At 71.0% G+C, this 14,182-nt stretch carries 15 protein-coding genes; 10 read left to right on the top strand and 5 right to left on the bottom strand.

Annotated elements, in window-relative coordinates:
- Both NE235_RS35385 and NE235_RS35380 read right to left on the bottom strand, forming a co-directional pair.
- Positions 1-589, bottom strand: a 589-nt coding sequence (locus NE235_RS35385) for an ROK family protein (RefSeq protein ID WP_252810954.1), incomplete at its 3' end; no start/stop codon positions are given.
- Entirely contained in the window at positions 586-1,989 is a 1,404-nt protein-coding gene (locus tag NE235_RS35380; RefSeq protein WP_252810952.1) for an APC family permease, read from the bottom strand. The genes NE235_RS35385 and NE235_RS35380, both read right to left, overlap by 4 nt.
- Before the next feature lie 136 nt (positions 1,990-2,125).
- On the opposite strand from NE235_RS35380, the gene NE235_RS35375 reads away from it, so the two are divergent.
- The 3 genes from NE235_RS35375 to NE235_RS35365 all read left to right on the top strand — a co-directional run bounded on the left by NE235_RS35375 (position 2,126) and on the right by NE235_RS35365 (position 5,698).
- Complete coding sequence (locus NE235_RS35375) at positions 2,126-3,364, top strand: ROK family transcriptional regulator (protein WP_252810950.1); 1,239 nt, start codon at positions 2,126-2,128, stop codon at positions 3,362-3,364.
- Between the two features lie 42 nt (positions 3,365-3,406).
- Positions 3,407-4,453 (top strand): 3-isopropylmalate dehydrogenase, encoded by a 1,047-nt coding sequence (locus NE235_RS35370; protein WP_252810948.1) that lies wholly within the window; start codon positions 3,407-3,409, stop codon positions 4,451-4,453.
- A 147-nt stretch (positions 4,454-4,600) separates the two neighbouring features.
- Positions 4,601-5,698: a branched-chain amino acid aminotransferase gene (locus NE235_RS35365; protein ID WP_252810946.1), complete on the top strand. Its 1,098-nt coding sequence runs from the start codon at positions 4,601-4,603 to the stop codon at positions 5,696-5,698.
- A 64-nt stretch (positions 5,699-5,762) separates the two neighbouring features.
- Here the strand turns inward: NE235_RS35365 and NE235_RS35360 are convergent, their stop codons facing one another.
- Both NE235_RS35360 and NE235_RS35355 read right to left on the bottom strand, forming a co-directional pair.
- Positions 5,763-5,966 carry a hypothetical protein gene (locus NE235_RS35360; protein WP_252810944.1) on the bottom strand — a complete coding sequence of 68 codons (204 nt, stop codon included), beginning with the start codon at positions 5,964-5,966 and terminating at the stop codon, positions 5,763-5,765.
- A 257-nt stretch (positions 5,967-6,223) separates the two neighbouring features.
- Positions 6,224-6,808, bottom strand: coding sequence for a Uma2 family endonuclease (locus tag NE235_RS35355; protein WP_252810942.1), 585 nt, complete (start codon positions 6,806-6,808; stop codon positions 6,224-6,226).
- Between the two features lie 356 nt (positions 6,809-7,164).
- Here NE235_RS35355 and cimA point away from each other — a divergent pair, with 356 nt between their 5' ends.
- Positions 7,165-8,736, top strand: coding sequence for a citramalate synthase (gene cimA, locus NE235_RS35350; protein ID WP_252810939.1), 1,572 nt, complete (start codon positions 7,165-7,167; stop codon positions 8,734-8,736).
- Between the two features lie 16 nt (positions 8,737-8,752).
- On the opposite strand, the gene NE235_RS35345 is transcribed toward cimA, so the two are convergent.
- Entirely contained in the window at positions 8,753-9,109 is a 357-nt protein-coding gene (locus NE235_RS35345; RefSeq protein WP_252810937.1) for an antibiotic biosynthesis monooxygenase family protein, read from the bottom strand.
- A gap of 542 nt (positions 9,110-9,651) precedes the next feature.
- Here NE235_RS35345 and NE235_RS35340 point away from each other — a divergent pair.
- The 6 genes from NE235_RS35340 (at position 9,652) to NE235_RS35315 (ending at position 14,070) form a co-directional block, all read left to right on the top strand.
- The gene (locus tag NE235_RS35340) at positions 9,652-9,849 is read left to right on the top strand and encodes a hypothetical protein (RefSeq protein ID WP_252810935.1); all 198 of its coding nucleotides are present in this window, start codon (positions 9,652-9,654) and stop codon (positions 9,847-9,849) included.
- A 116-nt stretch (positions 9,850-9,965) separates the two neighbouring features.
- Positions 9,966-10,808 carry a cellulose binding domain-containing protein gene (locus NE235_RS35335; RefSeq protein WP_252810933.1) on the top strand — a complete coding sequence of 281 codons (843 nt, stop codon included), beginning with the start codon at positions 9,966-9,968 and terminating at the stop codon, positions 10,806-10,808.
- Between the two features lie 80 nt (positions 10,809-10,888).
- The gene (locus NE235_RS35330; RefSeq protein ID WP_252810931.1) at positions 10,889-11,653 is read left to right on the top strand and encodes a fumarylacetoacetate hydrolase family protein; all 765 of its coding nucleotides are present in this window, start codon (positions 10,889-10,891) and stop codon (positions 11,651-11,653) included.
- The gene (gene gltX, locus NE235_RS35325; RefSeq protein WP_308206203.1) at positions 11,646-13,079 is read left to right on the top strand and encodes a glutamate--tRNA ligase; all 1,434 of its coding nucleotides are present in this window, start codon (positions 11,646-11,648) and stop codon (positions 13,077-13,079) included. The genes NE235_RS35330 and gltX overlap by 8 nt, the downstream gene beginning before the upstream one ends.
- A gap of 144 nt (positions 13,080-13,223) precedes the next feature.
- Positions 13,224-13,607, top strand: coding sequence for a VOC family protein (locus NE235_RS35320; protein ID WP_252810930.1), 384 nt, complete (start codon positions 13,224-13,226; stop codon positions 13,605-13,607).
- A gap of 79 nt (positions 13,608-13,686) precedes the next feature.
- Positions 13,687-14,070: a VOC family protein gene (locus NE235_RS35315; protein WP_252810928.1), complete on the top strand. Its 384-nt coding sequence runs from the start codon at positions 13,687-13,689 to the stop codon at positions 14,068-14,070.
- Positions 14,071-14,182 lie beyond the last annotated feature (112 nt).

Here is a 14,182-nt window from a genome sequence, read left to right as displayed (position 1 = left end):
CGGCCAGCCCGCTGCCGGAGGTGTACTCCTCCAGCGGCGCGTGCCCGGCCGCGTACCCGGGCTCGGCCGGGTCGCGCAGCAGGTAGCCGATCTCACCGGCGGCGCCGTGCGTGCCGGGCACCACCCGGCCGCCGACCACCAGCGCCGCGCCGGTCCCGGTGCCGAAGTTCACGTAGAGGCCCACGCCGGCGCCCTGGAGCCGTCCCCAGCGCAGTTCCGCGGCGGCCGCCGCGTTGACGTCGTTGTCGACGCGCACGGCGGGTACGCCGAGGCCGTCCTGGAGCAGGGCGGGCAGCGGCAGGTCCTCCCAGCCCGGTACGTTCGGCGCGAGGCGCGCCCGGCCCTCCCGGATCACCCCGAACGTCGACACGCCGGCCGCGACGAGGCGGCCGGGCGTCTCGTCGATGAGGCCGTGGGCCGCGTCCAGGACCCGGCGCACCACCTTCTCCGCGCCGTCCGCGGCGCGGGTGGGCAGGCGCGTGCCGCGCAGCCGTTCCCCGGTGGAGCTCGCCGTCGCGAGCGCCACCTTGGTCCCCCCGAAGTCGATCCCGAGCACGAACTCGCCGACCGACGTGGTGCCCGTCGTCATGCGGCCTGCCCCTGGGGTTCGGCGGGCTCGATGAAGGACTCGCGGATCTCCCTGGGGCCGAACGGCCAGGTCTTCTCGGCGCGGGCCCAGAGCAGGTAGGCGATGACGCCCAGGGCCAGCCAGGCGAGGGACAGCAGGATCGGCTTGGCCCCGGCGGCCTGGTAGATGTAGACCCACCCGGCCAGCGCGACGATGCTCGGCAGCGGGTAGAGCCACATCTTGTAGGGGCGGGGCAGGTTCGGCTGGCGCCTGCGCAGCACGGTGAGGGCGACGACCTGCGCGATCGACTGCACGAGCACGAACGCCGTGGTGAGCATGCTGATCACGTCGGTGAGGGTGAACAGCGAGCCGATCGCCGTGATGAGGCCCATCGCGTACAGGCCGGCGGTGGGGAAGTGCAGGCGCGGGTGCAGCCGCCCGAACCACGGGAGGAACACCTTGTCGCGCGCCGCGTTGTAGGGCACCCGCGAGCCGCCGAGCAGCCCGGCGAAGACGGACGCGAACGCCGTGATGATGATGCCGACCGTGAAGACCTGGGCGACGCCCTTGCCCCAGGCGCGTTCGAGCACCAGTGAGGCGACGGAGCTGGACTCCTTTGCCTGCTGCCACGGGACGACGCCGAGCACGCCGACCTGGAGCAGGAAGTACAGCGCCATGATGCCGAGGATCGCGTAGACGATCGAGCGGGGGATGACGCGGCCCGGGTCGCGCACCTCCGCGCCGAGGTAGGCGCTGGTGTTGTAACCGAGGTAGTCGTAGACCGCGATGACGAGGCCGGCGCCCAGTCCGCTGAAGAACTTCGAGCCCGCGCCGTCCGGGAAGCCGAAGGCCACGCTGCCGTGGAAGTGGGTGAACGCCGCGACGATCACGCCGAGGACCGTGATCAGCATGACGACGAAGAAGATCGAGGTGAGCTTGCCGACGTCGCCGATGCGGCGGTAGAGCGCCAGCACCACGAGGACGACGACGCCGATCGCGAAGACGTGCCCGAGCCCGGACAGCCCGTTGCCGTGGACGAGGGCGGGCCAGAGGTAGCCGGCGTACTGCACGAGGCCGATCGCCCCGGTCGACATGATCAACGGGATGAACAGCACCGCCGACCAGACGAACAGGAAGGGCATCAGGCGGCCGGTGCGGTACTGGAACGCCTCCCGCAGGTAGAGGTACGTCCCGCCGGCGCCGGGCATCGCCGCGCCGAGTTCCGCCCACACGAGACCGTCGGCGACCACGATGATCGCGCCGATCAGCCAGCCGAACATCGCCTGCGGGCCCTGCAGCGCGCTGACCATGGCGGGGATGGTGACGAACGGCCCGATGCCGCACATCTGGGTCATGTTCACGGTGGTGGCCTGGAACAGTCCGAGGCGTCGTTCGAACCCCGGCGCCGTGGGAGACGACATGACTCCCCACTCCCTTTCGTGGCGCGTTACCGCCTTCTCGCTGGTGAGCGACGTTGCAGAGAATGTAAGAGAGGCTCCCTAACAAAGCAAGCCCCGGGGGACATGGGACACTTCCGTCAGCGACCCACGGGAGGGGATGACGGTGCCCGGCGGCGGGGAGACGGCCAACACCACGAGCGTGTTGCGCATCATGAACGAGCGGGCCGTGTACGAGCGGATCCGCCTGCTCGGCCCGGTCTCCCGGCCACAGCTGGCGGAGGCGACCGGGCTGTCCAAGCCGACGATCTCCCTGGCCCTCGCCGACCTGGAGCGGGCCGGACTCGTCCGCCCGGTCGGGCACCGGACCGGCAACGCGGGGCGCGCCGCGCTCCTGTACGAGATCCGCCCCGAGGCCGGCTGGGTGATCGGCCTCGACGTCGGCCGGCAGTGGGTGCGCGCCGCCCTCGCCGACCTCGGCGGCGAGATCACCGTGCGGGAGGACGTCCCCGCGGACGCCGGCGACGCCGGCGCGCTCATCGACCAACTCGGAGAGATCGTCGACAACCTCGCGGCGGCGGCCGGCGGGCAGATCACCCACATCGTCCTCGGCACGCCCGGCGTCCACGACGCGGAGAACGAACGCCTGGACCTCGCGCCGAACATCCCCGGCTGGAACGAACCGGGCGTCACCGCCAAGCTCGCCGAGCGGCTGCCCGCGCCGTTCGGGATCGAGAACGACATCGCGCTGGCCGCCCTCGGCGAGCAGGGCTACGGCCTCGGTGCCGGCCTGCGGCACTTCGTCTACGTCTCGATCGGCACCGGCATCGGCATGGGGATCATCGTCGATGGCCGGCTGTACCGCGGTTCGCGCGGCGCCGCCGGGGAGATCGCCTTCCTGCCGATGGGGGAGACCGATCCGCTCGCCCGCGCCGCGGACTCCCGGCGGCACGGAATGCTGGAGTCGGTCGCCTCGGCGCCGGCGGTGGTCGCCACGGCGCGGCGGATGGGCATGACCGGCGAGATCACCGCGAAGCGGGTCTTCGACGCGGCGCGGGACGGTGATCCCGTCGCGGTGCGCACGGTGGCGCGGGAGGCCGACCACGTCGCCCACGCGCTGGCCGGTGTGATCGCGCTGCTCGACCCCGAGCTCATCGTCCTCGGCGGCGGGATCGGCGGGCACGGCGCCGACGTCTTCCTCGGTGAGGTCCGCGACCGGCTGGAGACGATGACGCCGCTGGGTTCGCCGCGCGTCGAGGTGTCACCCCTGGGCGACGACGCCGTCGTGCTGGGCGCGCTGGCGACCGGGCTGGCGACCGCCCGCACACTGGTGTTCGACCGGGCCATCGCCGGCGCGGCCGACGTCCCCCGGGCCGGTCACGAATCGCCCATAGTGTGAGACGAGTTCTCATGAGATGAGACGAACCGCTAAGGTACGTGCATGGCTTCCCGTAGCATCCGGCTGGCCGTCGTTGCGGGCGACGGCATCGGCCCCGAGGTCGTCGCCGAGGGACTGAAGGTCCTCGACGCGCTCGGCATGAAGATCGAGCAGACGCCGTACGACCTGGGCGCGGCCCGGTGGCACCGGACCGGCGAGACGCTGCCCGACTCCGTGCTGGCGGAGATCCGGCAGCACGACGCGATCCTGCTGGGGGCCGTCGGGGACCCAAGCGTGCCGAGCGGCGTGCTGGAGCGCGGCCTGCTGCTCCGCCTGCGGTTCGAGCTCGACCACTTCGTCAACCTGCGGCCGGTCCGGCTCTACCCGGGCGTCGAGACGCCCCTCGCCGACACCCGGCCCGAGGACATCGACATGCTGGTCGTCCGGGAGGGCACCGAGGGCCCGTACGCCGGGGCCGGCGGCGTCCTGCGCAAGGGCACGCCGCAGGAGGTCGCGACGCAGGAGAGCCTCAACACCGCGTTCGGCGTCGAGCGCGTCGTGCGCTACGCGTTCGAGCAGGCGGCCCGCCGCCCGCGCAAGAAGCTCACCCTCGTCCACAAGAACAACGTCCTGACCTATGCGGGCGACCTCTGGTCGCGTACGGTCGACGCCGTGGCCGCCGAATACCCCGACATCGAGGTCGACTACTCCCATGTCGACGCGGCCACGATGTTCTTCGTCAGCCAGCCGGAGCGCTTCGACGTGATCGTCACCGACAACCTGTTCGGCGACATCATCACCGACCTGGGCGCGGCGGTGGCCGGTGGCATCGGGCTGGCGGCCAGCGGCAACATCAATCCCACCGGCGCGGCGCCGAGCATGTTCGAGCCCGTGCACGGCAGTGCTCCCGACATCGCCGGGCAGGGCAAGGCCGACCCGACCGCCACGATCCTCTCCGTCGCGCTGCTCCTGGACCACCTCGGCCTGGCCGACGAGGCCCGCAAGGTCGAGCAGGCCGTCGCCGACGACCTCATCGAGCGCCAGGGCGCCTGGGCCGCGCGTTCGACCCGCGAGGCGGGCGACGACATCGCCGAGCGAGTAGCCGGCTAGGGCGCGCCTCTCCCATCAAGGAAACCCTCCGGGCGCGCCCCACGGCGCGCCCGTTTTGGGCTGCCGTGCGGTAAGGAGACTTGAACGCGACAAAAGGCGACAATGGGTACGGAGCGGCGACGAGGCCGTACCGCGAGAGGACCTCAGATGAGCATCGACTTCGACATCCGGCTCTCCGACCACCGCGTGTCGGCGGACGAGCGCGAACGCCTCCTGGAGAAGCCCGGCTTCGGCCAGGTCTTCACGGATCACATGATCACGATCCGGTGGGACACGGAACACGGCTGGCACGACGCGCGCCTCGAGCCGTACGCGCCGCTGAGCCTTGACCCGGCGACCGCGGTGTTCCACTACGCCCAGGAGCTGTTCGAGGGCCTGAAGGCCTACCGCCGGGCCGACGGATCGATCGCCGCCTTCCGCCCGCAGGCCAACGCCGCCCGCTTCAACGCCTCCTGCGAGCGGATGGCGATGCCGCCCATCCCCGAGGAGACCTTCGTCCGGTCCCTCGAGCTCCTCGTCGACACCGACCGCGACTGGGTCCCGGCCCAGGAGGGCCACAGCCTCTACCTGCGTCCCTTCATCATCGCGACGCAGCGCGGCCTCGGCGTGAACAGCCCGTCGTCGTCGTACCTGTTCATCGTCATCGCCTCGCCCTCGGCCGCCTACTTCACCGGCGGGATCAAGCCGGTCTCGGTGTGGCTGTCGGAGGAGTACACCCGGGCCGCCCCCGGGGGCACCGGCGCCGCCAAGTGCGGCGGCAACTACGCCGCCGCGTTCGTCGCCCAGGCCCAGGCCGTCCAGGAGGGCTGCGACCAGGTCGTGTGGCTCGACGCCAACGAGCACCGCTGGGTCGAGGAGATGGGCGGCATGAACCTGTTCTTCGTGTACGGTTCCGGCGCGGACGCCCGCGTCGTGACGCCTTCGCTCACCGGCACGCTGCTCCCCGGCATCACCCGGGACTCGCTGCTCAAGCTCGCCCCCGACCTCGGGATCCCCGCCGCCGAGGGCCGTATCTCCACCGACCAGTGGCGCGAGGGCAACGCCTCCGGGGAGCTGACCGAGGTGTTCGCCTGCGGCACCGCCGCCGTGATCACCCCGGTCGGCCGGGTCAAGAGCGCCAGGGACGAGTGGCTCGTCGGCTCCGGCGAGCCGGGCCCGGTCACCATGCGGCTCCGTGAGGAGCTCGTCGGCATCCAGTACGGCGACCGCCCCGACCCGTACGGCTGGATCTACAAGCTCGCCTGACACCGGACACGATGAGGGTGCGTCTTCCCCGGGGGAGACGCACCCTCATGCCGGTGGCCGACGCTCATCTCTTCCGTGCGCTCCGCCGGCGACCTGGGTCCGGGTGGATCTCGACCGCCCGGAAGAGGTAGCCGTCCTGCTCGGCTTCCTCCCAGGTGAACAGGACGGAATCCCGGGGACTCAGCGCGCGGAAGCCGCCCGGGTCGGCCAGGCGGATGGACGAGAAGTGCGCCCACACCTCGCCGGGCACCTCCGGCGAGGCGAGCACCCCCCAACCCGATTCGTCGTCCCAAGAGACGACATGCCCCCGTGCAGGCCGTCGTTGCCCCGTGCTCATCTGTTCCCCTCGAAGAGCGGCCAGAGGAATCCTGACCGTTCTATGATCGCAAGCTCGACGTCCTGGCCACGTGCGGCCGATCAAGATCCTTTGTGAACGCGTTGTCCGGTCTCGGAATCCGAGACCGCTTCGTCCGCGCTGGACTCGGAGCGTACGAGGCGATGCCGACCTGCGGAAGCGGGACGAGGTCAGCCCGCCAGGCGGCCGGTGTCCAGGGTCAGGTCCCAGGGCTCCGGCAGGGGGAGCGGCTCCCCGAGCTTGACGTCGATCTCCTGCGCGTACCCGTCCTGGCCAGGATGGCTGAGCAGCCGGGCCTTCCCGCCGAACCCGTCGATCACCAGGTAGAGCGGCACGCCCCAGCGCGCGCAGGTCCGCGGCTTCACCTCGTGGTCGTCGCGGACGCTGCTCTTGGAGACGACCTCCACGACGAGATGCGTGGCGTTGCCGAAGACGTGATCGTCGCCCCACCGGGGTGGATCCTGCGGCACGACCAGCAGATCCGGCCGGTACCGGTCCACCTGGGGGCCGAGAAAGAGCGCGACGTCCTGCCAGATCTTCCAGCCACGCTCGGTGACGAAGGGCATGAGCTGGAGCAGGAGACGGAAGATGATGTCGGCGTGATCAGTGGTGGGCACCTCTCTCACCACGATCCGGCCGTCGATGACCTCGACCTTGCGGTCCGGCCAGCGCTCGCTGAGCTCGTCGTAACGGCGCTCGATGTCGGTGCGGTCGTCGGTCCCCAGGTCGATCGGCTTCTCCAGCACGATGGACATGGTCCCATCATCCTCTCCCGTCGTCCAGAACGTAAAGTGCATGGCAAGTCACGGAAGGTAGTCGATGGTGATGACCGCGCGCAGGAGAATCGGCGATAGTCAGTTCGATTCGCGCTCTCGGGTATCGTGAAACCGCTGGTGGGCGGGTTCTGTCTCGGATGGCGAGACCGATGTGTCCGTCGCGGCGGGGGTGTGGCACACTCGGTGCCATCATGCGCAACAGCCTGGTCATTATCGGCTGGCGCGCCGGCACCTGAACGAGCACTCCGCCGGCGCGCAGACCTCTCACGTCCCGTGAGGGGTCATTTTGTTTTGCGGCGCCGGCAACATTCCGGGACTACCAAGGGGATCGACCCATGCGGGACGACGGCTTCCACGTCTACGACACGACGTTGCGCGACGGGGCCCAGCAGGAGGGCCTCAACCTCACCGTGGCGGACAAGCTGATCATCGCTCGCCGCCTCGACGAGCTGGGAGTCGGGTTCATCGAGGGCGGCTGGCCCGGGGCCAATCCCAAGGACACCGAGTTCTTCCGGCGAGCCCGGACCGAGCTCGATCTCAAGCACGCGCAGCTCGCCGCGTTCGGCGCGACCCGCCGGGCCGGTGCGAAGGCCGCCGACGACCCTCTGGTGGCCGCGCTGCGCGAGTCCGGCGCGCCGGTCGTGACTCTTGTCGCCAAGAGTCACGACCGGCACGTCGAGCTGGCCCTCCGCACGACGCTGGAGGAGAACCTCGCGATGATCCGCGACACCGTCTCCCACCTGCGTGCGGAGGGCCAGAGGGTCTTCCTCGACGCCGAGCACTTCTTCGACGGCTACCGGTCGAACCCCGCCTACGCCCTGGAGGTCGTGCGCACCGCCGCGGAGGCGGGCGCGGACGTCATCGCCCTGTGCGACACCAACGGCGGGATGCTCCCCGACGAGCTGGCCGACGTCGTCGCCGAGGTCGCGGCCGAAGGCGCGCGGCTCGGCATCCACTGCCACGACGACACCGGCTGCGCGGTGGCCAACACCCTCGCGGCCGTACGCGCCGGGGTGACGCACGTGCAGGGCTGCGCCAACGGGTACGGCGAGCGCAGCGGCAACGCGAACCTCTTCACGGTCGTCGGCAACCTCCAGCTCAAGCGCGGCTACGACCTCGGCGTCGAGCTGCGGGAGATGACGCGGATCGCGCACGCCGTCTCCGAGGTGACCAACATCGCGCCCGGTTCTCAGCAGCCGTACGTCGGCATGTCGGCGTTCGCCCACAAGGCGGGCCTGCACGCTTCGGCGGTGAAGGTCGACCCGATGCTCTACCAGCACATCGACCCGGAGCTGGTCGGCAACGACATGCGCATGCTGATCTCCAGCATGGCGGGCCGGGCGTCGGTCGAGCTCAAGGGCCGTGAGCTGGGATACGAACTGTCCGGCGACAAGGCGCGGCAGGTCGTGGAGCGGGTCAAGGAGCTCGAGTCGGCCGGTTACACCTTCGAGGCGGCGGACGCGTCGTTCGAGCTCCTGCTGCGCGAGGAGCTCGACGGCGAGCGCACGCGTTACTTCGAGGTGGAGTCCTGGCGGACGATCGTCGAGCGCAGGCCCGACGGTGTGATGGTCAGCGAGGCGACGGTCAAGCTGCACGCCAAGGGTGAGCGCATCATCGCGACCGGTGAGGGCAACGGGCCGGTCAACGCCCTGGACCGCGCCCTGCGGCTGGCCCTGGAGCGGATCTATCCGGAGCTGTCGGCTCTGGAGCTCGTCGACTACAAGGTGCGGATCCTGGAGGGCGCGCACGGCACCGACGCGCGTACCCGGGTCCTCATCGAGTCCAGTGACGCCTCCGGTGAGTGGGGCACGGTCGGTGTCGAGGACAACGTCATCGCCGCCTCGTGGGAGGCCCTCGCGGAGTCGGTGACCTACTGCCTCCTCCGCGCCGGATACGGCGTCTCCTGAGGCGCGGCCGAGCGGGTCACTCCTTCGGCGTGACCCGCTCGACGACCTCGAACGCCCAGAGCTCGGCTCCGGTCGCCGCCGTGCCGCCGTGCCCATGTCCGTGGCCGTGCCCGTGTCCCTCTCCGCGTTCCGCCGTGGCCTGGGCGTGTCCCTCCGCGAACGCCCGGCTCTCGGCCCAGCGCTGGAAGTCCTCCTCGCTGCGCCAGCGTGTGTAGACGAAGTAGCGGTCGGTTCCCCCGACCGGGCGGAGCAGCTCGAAGCCCTCGAAACCCTCGGCGTTCTCGACGAGACCGGCGCGGTCGGCGAACCGGCGCTCCAGCTCCTCCCGCATCGCCTCGGGTACGGTCAGCACGTTGATCTTCACGACGCTCATGGGGGAATCCTCTCTCGCCGCGCGCGCCACTCCACGCCGGGGCGTCCTGAAGGCCGCGGCGTGTCGTTCGCGGGGTGGTTCGGCGGCGCATGCGGCACGAATCAGGAACGTGCTCGTGCACGTGCAAATGAACACGCGAATAGCCTGCACATTCCAGTGGTATGTCGTGATGCAACCGCTTTGTAGATCAATATCATGATCGCAAGTGACGGTCGTCTCCAGTGCGGCGACCGTTCGGAATCTAATTTCGTTTGACGTGGATCTCCGCAGGTGAGAGCGTTGCGCTGGCGCCACCGCTGGGAAGAAGAGGCCTTCGGGACACCGGAAAGTCACCCGAGGTTGGAAAATCGGTAGCGGACGAAGGTCATCAAGCGCCACACTCTCCCCGTACGGCCGAGGTCGTCGTCGCCGCGAGAAAAGCGACGGGCCCCTGCCGGAACGGGAGGACGCCGGCAATCGCATGGCCGGCCGGTGGCGGGCGGAGTCGCCTTCGTCGGCGCCTTCATGTTCCTTGACGAGATCACCGGCGAATGAGAGGTCGCATGGTTCCCAAGCGACGTACGAACTCGCTGCGGTACGACCGCGACGCCGAGCTGCGGCTGATCGCCGAGGCCGGCGACTGGCTGGCGGACGTCGGCCGCCGGCGGCCCGAGGCCGTCCGGTCGATCACGGCGATGCTGGAGCGGCAGCAGCGGCTCGCCGCCTGCCGGGCCCTCGGCCGGCCGATCGAGTCCCCGTAACCCTTCACTCGGCGAGCGCCCGCACGAAACCGATCGTGCGGGCGCTCGCGCACATGGCGAACCAACCCGGCCCGCCGATCGTCGAAATCCTTGAGGGAGAGGGAGGTGCCACGACGGTGGGCGAACGGGACGGTGGGGAGGTTCTCCCGCACCTGCGGACGACCGACGAGATCCCGCGCCCCGCGCGGCCCGTACCGGCGACCGACGTGCAGTTGCGGCCGGTCGTCCCGCCGCCCGAGCCGCCGCCCACTCCGCCGGCGACCGTCCAGGAGAGCGTTCCCGTCCGGCACGACGTTCCGGTGACCGTCGAGGCGGGCCTCCCGGTCCCGCCGCCGGACCCGTACGGCGCGCCCGCGACGGTGGAGGGGCCGGCGCCGCGAGCGTACGGCGCGCCGGGGGAGCGGGGCGTCCCCTTCCCGCCGGGAGCACCGAGGCCACCGGCGAAACCGCGCGGAACCGGAGGCGGGGTCTCACGGAGGCTCGCCATCGTCGCCGTCGCCGGCGCGGGCGTGCTGCTGGTCGCGATCGGTGTCCTGGTGGCCGTGTTGGGCTCGTCGAGCGGCGGCCCGGCGCCGTCCACCGCCCCCGCACCCTGCGGGCACGGGCCGTGCGCGCCCTCCCCGACCCACAGCGCACCCGCCCCGGTCGCGCAGGTCCCGTACCGCACCGTCGAGCGCGACGCCGGTTACTTCGAGGCCACCGCCACGATCACCAACCACGAGAGCCGGCCGATGCGATCCTGGACGCTGTCCTTCACGTATCCGGGCGCCGAGATCCGCAACACCTGGGACGCCGTGCTGCAGCGGCGCGGAACGGAGACGATCCTCACCGGAACGGCGACGTCCCCGCCGATCGCGCCCGGAGCGTCCCTGCAGGTGCGGTTCGGGGGTTCCGGCGCGCCGTCCATGCCGACCGGCTGCCGTCTCAACGGCGCGCCGTGCGCGTTCGTCGCAGGCTGAGCCGCCGATCCCGGCGACCGGGCCCGGTCAGACCGAGGCCGGGGGCGGTCGCACTGTCACGGTGTCGATAGCCTCGTATCGTGCGTATCGCGAGGTTCACCAAAGACGGCGGCCTGTCCTTCGGCGTGGTCGAGGACGACGAGACCATCGCCACCATCGCCGCCCACCCGTTCGGTGAGATCCAGCTCACCGGAGAACGCCAGCCCCTGGCGGACGTGCGGCTGACGGCGCCGATCCTGCCGAGCAAGGTCGTCGCGATCGGCAAGAACTACGCCGAGCACGCCCGTGAGATGGGCGGCGAGCCGCCCGCCGAGCCGGTCATCTTCATGAAGCCGTCCACCGCTGTGATCGGTCACCGCGAGACGATCGCCTACCCGAGCCTGTCCGAACGGGTCGACTACGAGGGCGAGCTCGCCGTCGTCATCGGCCGGCTCTGCCGCGACGTCCCGGCGTCGCGGGCCACGGACGTCATCCTCGGCTACACCTGCGCCAACGACGTCACGGCGCGCGACCTGCAGCGGCGCGACGGCCAGTACACGCGGGCGAAGGGCTTCGACACGTTCTGCCCGCTCGGCCCGTGGATCGAGACGGAGCTCGACCCGTCGGACCTGGCCATCACCACCGCGGTGAACGGCGAGACGCGGCAGTCGTCCCGTACCAAGGAACTCCTGCACGGCGTCCCCGAGCTGATCGAGTACGTCAGCAAGGTCATGACGCTCCTGCCCGGTGACGTCATCCTCACCGGCACCCCGGAGGGCGTCGGGCCCCTGGAGGTCGGCGACGAGGTCTCCGTGGCGATCGAGAACATCGGCACGCTCAGCAATACAGTGGTGTCCCGTGACTGACCCTTCTTCCCCGGAGCACACCTCCGGCACCGTCAGAGTCCGGTTCGCGCCGTCACCGACCGGCATGTTCCACGTCGGGGGAGCGCGTTCCGCGCTGCACAACTGGGTGTTCGCCCGCCAGCACGGCGGCACGCTCGTGCTGCGCATCGAGGACACCGACGCCTCCCGCAACCGCCCGGAGTGGATCGAGGGGATCATCCGCGCCCTCGCCTGGCTGGGCATCGACGAGGACGAGTACGAAGGGCCGTACTTCCAGTCGGGCAACGCCGACGAGCACCGCCAGGCCGTCGAGCGCCTGCGCGCGGACGGCCGCGCGTACTTCTGCGACTGCACGCGCGACGACGTGATCGCGCGGACCGGCGACTCCTACCGCGGCTACGACGGCCACTGCCGCGACCGCGGCCTGGAGGCGGGCCCCGGGCGGGCGCTGCGCTTCCGCACCCCGGACGAGGGCGTGACCACCGTCGTCGACCTGATCCGCGGAAAGCCGACGTTCGAGAACGCCAACATCGAGGACTTCGTCATCGCCCGCGGCGACGGCTCGGTCCTGTTCATGCTCGCCAACGTCGTCGACGACAAGATCCAGGGCATCACGCACGTCATCCGTGCCGAGGAGCACCTGTCCAACACGCCGAAGCAGCAGCTGCTGTGGGAGGCGCTCGGCGCGCAGCCGCCGGTCTGGGCGCACGTGCCGGTCGTCGTGAACGAGAAGCGGCAGAAGCTCTCCAAGCGCCGCGACAAGGTCGCGCTGGAGGACTACCAGGCCGAGGGCTTCCTCGCCGAGGCCATGCGCAACTACCTCATGCTGCTGGGCTGGGCGCCGTCCGGCGACCGCGAGATCGTCCCGTGGAGCGTGATCGAGGAGGAGTTCCGGCTCGAGGACGTCAACCCCTCACCGGCCTTCTTCGACGTCAAGAAGCTGCGCGCGTTCAACGGCGAGTACATCCGGGCGCTGCCCGTCGAGGACTTCGTCGAGCGGTGCGCCCCCTGGCTCCGCGAGCCGTACGCCCCGTGGTCGCCCGAACGGTACGACCCGGAGGTCTTCGCCCGGCTCGCGCCGCTCGCCCAGACGCGTGTCGCGGTGCTGTCGGAGATCACGGCCATGGTCGACTTCGCGTTCCTCGACGAGCCGGTGATCGACGAGGCATCGTGGAAGAAGGCGATGAAGGAGCCCGCCGCGGACATCCTCCGGGGCGCGCTGGAGGCGTTCCAGGACGCGGAGTGGACGGCCGAGGAGCTCAAGGCGCGGGCCGAGGAGATCGGCGCCCGCCACGGCCTGAAGCTCGGCAAGGCCCAGGCCCCGATCCGCGTCGCCGTGACCGGCCGTACGGTCGGCCTGCCGCTGTTCGAGTCGCTGCAGATCATCGGCCGGGACCGCACCCTCACTCGCGTGCGCGCGGCCCTCGACCGCCTCACGGCGGAGTAACCGGGTCTGCGTCGGATCGCGGCGGAGTAGCCGAGGGTCTCCACCGGCGCACGGTGGGGACCGGCGCCCCGCCCGAGGCGGCATGACGGGCTCCCGACCGGGCATGGACGGTCCACCACGACCGTCCACGCCCGAGGGAGCGCCATGAGCGACCGGCCCGAGCTGTCCCTGATCGGCTTCGTCCTGGACGCGCCCGACGCGCGGGAGCTCGCCGGCTTCTACCGGCGGCTGCTGGGCTGGGAGACCGTCCACGACGATCCTGCCTGGGTGAAACTGGAACCGCCCGGCGGCGGGCCGAGCGTGTCCTTCCAGACGGCCAAGGAGTACGTCCCGCCGACCTGGCCCGCCGAACCGGACCACCAGCGGATGATGGCCCACCTGGACATCCGGGTCCACGACCTGAACGCCGCGGTCGCCTATGCGATCGAGCAGGGCGCGGTCCTCGCGGAGCACCAGCCCCAGGAGCGCGCCCTGGTCTGCCGCGACCCCGCCGGACACCCGTTCTGCCTGGCCCTGCCCGGCGCCTGACCCGTACGCGTTCGACGCGGACACGTCCAACCATGATCATGTCCCCCTGGGCCGACCGGCGGCCCGTACGAGGAGTGCGATGAGCGACAGGCCACGGCTGAAGCTGACCGGAGTCGTCCTGGACTCGACCGACGCGCGGGAGCTCGCCGGCTTCTACCGGCGGCTGCTCGGCTGGGCGGCCGTGGAGGACGAACCCGAGTGGGTCGTGCTGGCCGCGCCCGACGGTGGGGCCGGTCTGTCCTTCCAGACCGATGAGGATTATGTACGCCCGGCGTGGCCCGGCGAGCCGGGCCACCAGCGGATGATGGCCCACCTGGACATCGCGGTCGACGACCTGGGCGCCGCGGTCGCGCACGCGCTCGCCCAGGGCGCCGTTCTCGCGGAGTACCAGCCGCAGGACCACGTGCGCGTCTGCCTCGACCCGGCCGGCCACCCGTTCTGCCTCTACCTGCCCGGCGCCTGAGGGTCGCCGTTTCGCCGGGGACGGCCGCCGGCGTCCTCGGCGGCGGCGCCGGCCACACCTCAGCGCCGAGGATCGTGGTCGTCACGATCACCAGAACCCTCGGCGGCGGACC

Origin of the sequence: Actinoallomurus spadix (genome assembly GCF_024055725.1) — a bacterium.
GTDB classification, from domain to species: domain Bacteria; phylum Actinomycetota; class Actinomycetes; order Streptosporangiales; family Streptosporangiaceae; genus Actinoallomurus; species Actinoallomurus spadix.
Note: the sequence above shows the minus strand (reverse complement) of the source record. Positions and strands in the feature narration are given on the sequence as shown.